This is a genomic window from bacterium (genome assembly GCA_021371935.1).
Taxonomy (GTDB): Bacteria; Armatimonadota; UBA5829; order UBA5829; family UBA5829; genus UBA5829.
On the sequence record JAJFVF010000018.1, the window covers coordinates 21,938 to 27,943 of the forward strand.

3 protein-coding genes are annotated in these 6,006 nt (G+C 52.4%); 1 reads left to right on the plus strand and 2 read right to left on the minus strand.

The genetic code is table 11. The annotated features are described in order from the left end of the window. Position 1 precedes the first annotated feature (1 nt). Both LLG46_12380 and LLG46_12385 read right to left on the minus strand, forming a co-directional pair. Positions 2 to 655 carry a response regulator transcription factor gene (locus LLG46_12380; protein ID MCE5324094.1) on the minus strand — a complete coding sequence of 218 codons (654 nt, stop codon included), beginning with the start codon at positions 653 to 655 and terminating at the stop codon, positions 2 to 4. A 3-nt stretch (positions 656 to 658) separates the two neighbouring features. Then, positions 659 to 2,527: a hypothetical protein gene (locus tag LLG46_12385; GenBank protein MCE5324095.1), complete on the minus strand. Its 1,869-nt coding sequence runs from the start codon at positions 2,525 to 2,527 to the stop codon at positions 659 to 661. Positions 2,528 to 2,717: 190 nt separating this feature from the next. Between LLG46_12385 and LLG46_12390 the strand changes: the two genes are divergently transcribed. Then, on the plus strand, positions 2,718 to 5,669 hold the full coding sequence (locus LLG46_12390) for a leucine--tRNA ligase (GenBank protein MCE5324096.1): 2,952 nt from the start codon (positions 2,718 to 2,720) through the stop codon (positions 5,667 to 5,669). Positions 5,670 to 6,006 lie beyond the last annotated feature (337 nt).

A 6,006-nucleotide genomic window follows, 5' to 3' on the forward strand; every position in this document is an offset into this window, starting at 1 on the left:
GCTATTCCACCAACCCATGTTTTGCAGCATATAGCGCAGCTTCGGTGCGGTCGTTGGCCTGGAGTTTGAAGAGGATATTTGACACGTGGTTCTTTACCGTCTTTTCGCTGATGAACAGGGCTTTGGCAATCTCTGAATTGCGCTTGGACTGCGCTATCAGTTTGAGGACCTCTCGTTCGCGGTCTGTAAGATCCGCAAACATCTTGAGATCAGCCGAACGATCACTGTGAAGCCTGGCAAACTCCTTCATCACTCGTCCTGCTATAGCGGGATGCATAATTCCCTCGCCTCGATATGCAGCGCGAACAGCATTCATTGCATCATCTATTGGGCTGTCCTTTAGGATGTATCCGATGGCTCCGGCCTTTATAGCCTGGAAGACATTTGTGTCGTCGTCATAAATCGTGAGGATCACTATCGCGACATTCGGCATCTCTTGCTTTATTATCTGGGTCGCTTTGATGCCGTCGAGCCTGGGCATGCGAATGTCCATCAAAATGACATCCGGCATCGCCCGGCGTGCAAGGTCTATTGCAATCTCACCGTTTTCTGCCTCAGCGACCACCTCTATGTCGGTCTCAAGGTCGAAGAGCCTGGCCATAGCCTGCCGCGCGACAGGCTCGTCCTCTGCAATTATCAGTTTGATCTCGTCCATCGTCTATGCCGTCCCGGGTAGTTCCAATGCACATGCCCCATGGCTGAATGTTATGACCCTGCGCTGGTCCGGTATTGAAGCAAGCGCCGAATTGAGTATCGCCAGTCTCTCCTCGGCTGAGCCATGCTCGATGCTGCCGGGCTGGCTGGTACGCCGCTCGTCTTCCAGGACCTGGCGATAGAACTCGAATCGCTCCGGTCGACCATAATACTCTTTGTCCAGGTATTCACACATCGCGCCGGATTTATTCTCTCTGACCAACAGAGACACACATCCACCCTTACCTGCGCCGGTGAGCTTGCCGCCCAGATAGCCCGGACCTCTGCGCGCAATCGTGAGCAGCAGGTCCAACTGCGGATTCGAGACACGGAAATCAAACGAAAGCGCATCCTGGAGTTCATCGACGAGCCTGCCCACTCTGACGCGATACTGGTCATATTCCGGCGAGTCAGGGGTCAGCTCGCCTGTCTCTATCCTATGCTCGGCCTCCAAAAACATCGATTCGAGAGTTCGCCCGATCACATTCTCTCTATAAAAGAAGCGTGCGGTGGTGCGGATATGATAGCCGCCGATACTGCGGCGCGGTTTTGTATATACCCGCTCGATGATCTGTGGTTCTTTGCCGAATATGCGCCCTGCCTCTTTTGGCGTGATCTTAACGGGCAAAAGGAGCATCAGTTCATTGATCGCAGCATCTGGGATGCCTAGGATGTCTTCATGAAAACTGCCGAACTTTGCGTAATTGCGCTCGATCTTTTCCCAATAGTCAGGGTTCGACTCCAATAATGGGAGTTCGCCGCTGACTTTGAACCCGAACTTCTCGTTCAACAGCCTGGCGAGCCATCCGCTGCCGGATGTATGGCCTGCTTTTTGCGCCTCACGCACAGCGGCAATGATAAGCTTCATCAGCTCATCGCCCATCTGCATCCAGCCTTTTCTCATGTTGAAACTCTGGTTGCCTCCGAGTGTCTTGTTCACCTCCCAGAGTGAGTTGGCAAGCACTACATGCACCCCTCTTACGAATGGAAGTGGGGTCGAGTCAAGCTCAGCCCATGAGTGGCGGTTATATAATACGCAGTTGGCTGGATTTCGCAGGATGGTGGTCTGATCGTTCGCGCCGCCATGGGTGCCTACATACCACTCAGCCTCACCCAAGAGCTTGCAAATCTGCTGAGCGCTCCATGCGGGAAGCTGGTCGCGGTTGGTCAGATACATAGCCAGAAACGACAGGACCACGACCGCTGAAGATGAACTGGTCCCAGCCCTGAAAGGAGCTGTGGCGGCTCCGAAAGTTATATCCGCTCCTCGGATGGCGAACTTGCGGTCGTCCCACAATAAACGCAGATACGGGCTTAACACATAATTGAGCCAGTTGCCCTGCTTGCGCCCGTAATGAGGATAAACGAGCGTGCGATTGTCCCAGGTGTCATCAAGCTCGGCTGAATGGTCCTTCCATGAAGCAGTCGCAAATCGATTGAACTCATCTATAATGGAGAGTTCCTCATCAGGAAAGAGAGTATTTATATTGGAGATGCTCAGGTGATCGTCGTCACGGACCGATACCGCTGCAGGTATATCGCCATCAATCGTGGTGGACATATGATCGCCCGCGCACATATCCAGATATTCGAGAAACGCATTGAGCCTGCCGGGAGCACGCACCAGAAATGTCGGACTCTCACCCACTCGCTTGGCATGAAGCCTCAATGTGTCGGCAAGACGCATTCTCTGCTTGGCAAGATATTCGGGATCTTGATTGACGTATATATCTTCTCCCAGATAACGATCCACCTCCGGGGAACCGGACTCGAGAAGTTTGACGATCTCAAGCGGAGGCAGAGGGTTTGCGCTGAGATGAAACGGTTCACTCAATTATGTATACACCTTTCATAGCGAGTAAAATCAACCATCAGGTTACCACAAAAGTCAGTGTGCGTCTATCCATAGTCCGGTCGCCTTGACACTGCAGTTGCGCGAATCCTATAATCAGGTGGGTAAGATATTTCGACGGAGCCTCGGCTTATGGAGACTGCGTCGGTTAATTGTGTACAGGAGCGAATTAATGGCCGACCGAAAGTACGATTTCGCGGAGATAGAAAAGAAATGGCAAAAGCGATGGAAAGAAGCCGATCTGTTCAAGACCGAGGACGCGACCGATAAACCCAAGTTTTATGGTCTCGACTTTTTTCCCTATCCCAGCGGAGCGGGGCTTTCAGTAGGTCACTGCCGCAACTATATTCCCACTGATGTCGCCTGCAGATACAAGCGCATGAACGGCTTCAATGTACTCCACCCGATGGGTTGGGACGCATTCGGCCTGCCTGCCGAAAACGAGGCCATCAAAAAGAAGAGCCACCCGAAAAAGACTGTGCCGGAGTATATCAACACATACAAGCGGCAGATGGACCTGATCGGGATCGGATATGACTGGTCGCGCGAGATAAACTCAAGCTCACCGGAATATTATAAGTGGACTCAGTGGATATTCCTCCAGCTATATAAACGCGGATTGGCCTACAGGTCGTTCGCGCCTGCCAACTGGTGCCCATCGTGCAAAACCGTGCTTGCAAATGAAGAGGTCAAGGACGGCAAGTGCTGGAGGTGCGACTCATTTATAGAAAAGAAAGACCTGCCGCAGTGGTTCTTTAAGATAACCGAATACGCCGATAGGCTCATCGATGATCTGGACACGATAGACTGGCCCGAGTCGATCAAGCTGATGCAGAAGAACTGGATTGGCCGCAGTGAGGGCGCAGAGGTTCGCTTCGAGTCCGAAAAGGGCGATGAGATCATAATCTACACCACTCGCCCTGACACCCTCTGGGGGGCCACTTTTATGGTCCTTGCACCTGAGCATCCGTTGGTCGACAAGCTCACATCTCCCGATCAGAAAGAAGCTGTCAGTGAGTATCGCAAGATGGCTCAGAGACAGAGCGCAATCGAGAGACAGTCGACCGAAAAGGAAAAGACAGGCGTGTTCACCGGCGCATTTGCCATCAACCCGGTGAACGGAGATAGCGTGCCTATCTGGATTGCGGATTATGTAATGATGGGCTATGGAACCGGCGCTATTATGGCTGTCCCTGCACATGACGAGCGCGACTTCGAGTTTGCTCTGAAATTCGGAATCCCAATCATACCCGTAATCGACCGCACCGACGGCATGTCAAAGAGCAAAGTTTTTGAAGATATCGTCGAACCGGGATTTGATGAGGCTATGAAAAAGGCCGGTATAGACTTTGAGCTGAGTGAAGGGTTTTACTATGTCACGACGCATGGCGATAAGCAGGCACAGACTTATCTTGATATAGCTCGTGACCACCTGCAAAACACCGAGGGTTGGATAGAGGTAGTCGGCTCTGTATGGGCTTTTGTTTTTGCAAATCATGGCATCATGCCGTATGACTCGACGGAAACCGGCGTCAGGATCATGAGAATGCTGCGAAAGCGCTCGCCATCGTTGGAGAATATACGCACAGTGATGGAGATGCTCTATCGAAACGAGTGGTATCGCGACGTACTCTTCCATGCCGCATACGGCAACATGATCAACTCCGGTCCGTTTTCCGGCACACCGGGGGCAGTAGCGAAGCAGAAGGTTACCCAATGGCTGGAAGACACAGGCAGAGGCAAGCATGCGGTCAACTATAAACTGCGCGACTGGTTAATTTCCCGCCAGAGATATTGGGGGGCGCCTATCCCGATCATACACTGCGACAACTGCGGCGAGGTCCCCGTGCCCGAAGATCAACTGCCTGTGGTGCTGCCGGATGTCGAGAATTACGTCCCAAGCGGATCGGGTGAATCACCCCTGGCCAATATACCCGAATGGGTGGATGTCACATGCCCACTATGCGGCGCTCCGGCTAAGCGCGAAACGGATACAATGGGCGGGTTCGCGTGTTCGAGCTGGTATTTCTTGAGATATGTAAGCCCGCACCTGGATACGGCTGCATTCGATAAGGACCTTGCGGCATACTGGCTGCCGGTGGATCTGTATGTTGGCGGCGCGGAACATGCCGTCATGCACCTGCTGTATGCGCGGTTCTGGACAAAAGTGCTCCATGATGCCGGGCTTATCCCGTTTGTGGAACCGTTCCATAAGCTGATGAACCAGGGAATGGTGCTGGTGTCTACCCCTCACAGGACTATGGAGGTCGGCGATGTTATCGAAACCGAGGAAGATGAGGAGCAGGACCATGATCTGATACCACTCTTCCCCGAGGAAGCTGCAAAGCTGGACCCGGACAAGATTATCTGGAAGTTCGTTAAGATGTCCAAGTCCAAGCGAAACGTGATTACCCCGGACGCAATGGCTGAGAAATTTGGCGCAGACTCCTTGAGGACATATGAACTCTTTGTCGCACCGTTCGAGGATGCAGTGCAGTGGAATGAAGACGGAATGAACGGAGCGTACCGGTTTATGGGACGTGTGTGGAGGCTGGTCAACGACTATGCCGAGCGCTATGAGCCGGACTGGGCTTCCAAAGCTGCCGATGAAGCAGCGTCCGACCCAAAGGCGAAGGCACTGCGGCGCAAGGTTCATCAGACTATCCGCAAGGTGGGCGAGGATATAGAAAAGTTCGCTTTCAACACTGCAGTTGCTGCTCTCATGGAGATGACAAATGAGATGAGTTCGTTTGCGAGCGCCCTGGGCTCGGACGGCAAGTCTGCAGTGATGAGCGAGGCAGTCGAGATGCTCGTGCTGCTGCTTTCTCCTATGACTCCGCATATATCCGATGAGCTGTGGGAGAGCCTTGGCAAGCAGGGGTTCACTCTCAATATAAGATGGCCGGGTTATGACCCTGAGGTCGCGAAGGCTGACGAGATCGAGATAGTGGCTCAGATAAACGGCAAGGTGAAGGACAAGATTACCATGCCCGCCGACTCAGACGAGGCTGCTATGCAGTCCGCTGCTATGGCAAGCGAGAAGATAAAGGCCGGGCTTGAGTGCAAGACTGTGCGTAAGGTGATTGTGGTTAAAGGCAAGCTGGTAAATATTGTGGCTAACTAGTGGAGAGTCGAGAGTGGAGGGTGGAGAGCCTGGAACTTGACTTCTTAAAACTGTGATATAATGCGAATAAGCCCGTGGTCGTCTTTAGAAATACCGCGGGCTTTCTGATTTATAACAGCAAATTGCCAAACGAAAGAACTGTTCAATTCTGTCATTCCGAACGAATGTGAGGAATCTGCTTTGAACCCGACGTTGTAAAAGCAGATTTCTTGTATTATTGCCTTGCCTGTCAGATAATGGTGGATAATAGGACGCTATGATCCACCTGGTAGAGTAGACGAGCAGATTCGAGTGCCTTGAGCACGTTAGCGAGATGGTTTCCTCTACCTTGTATGAC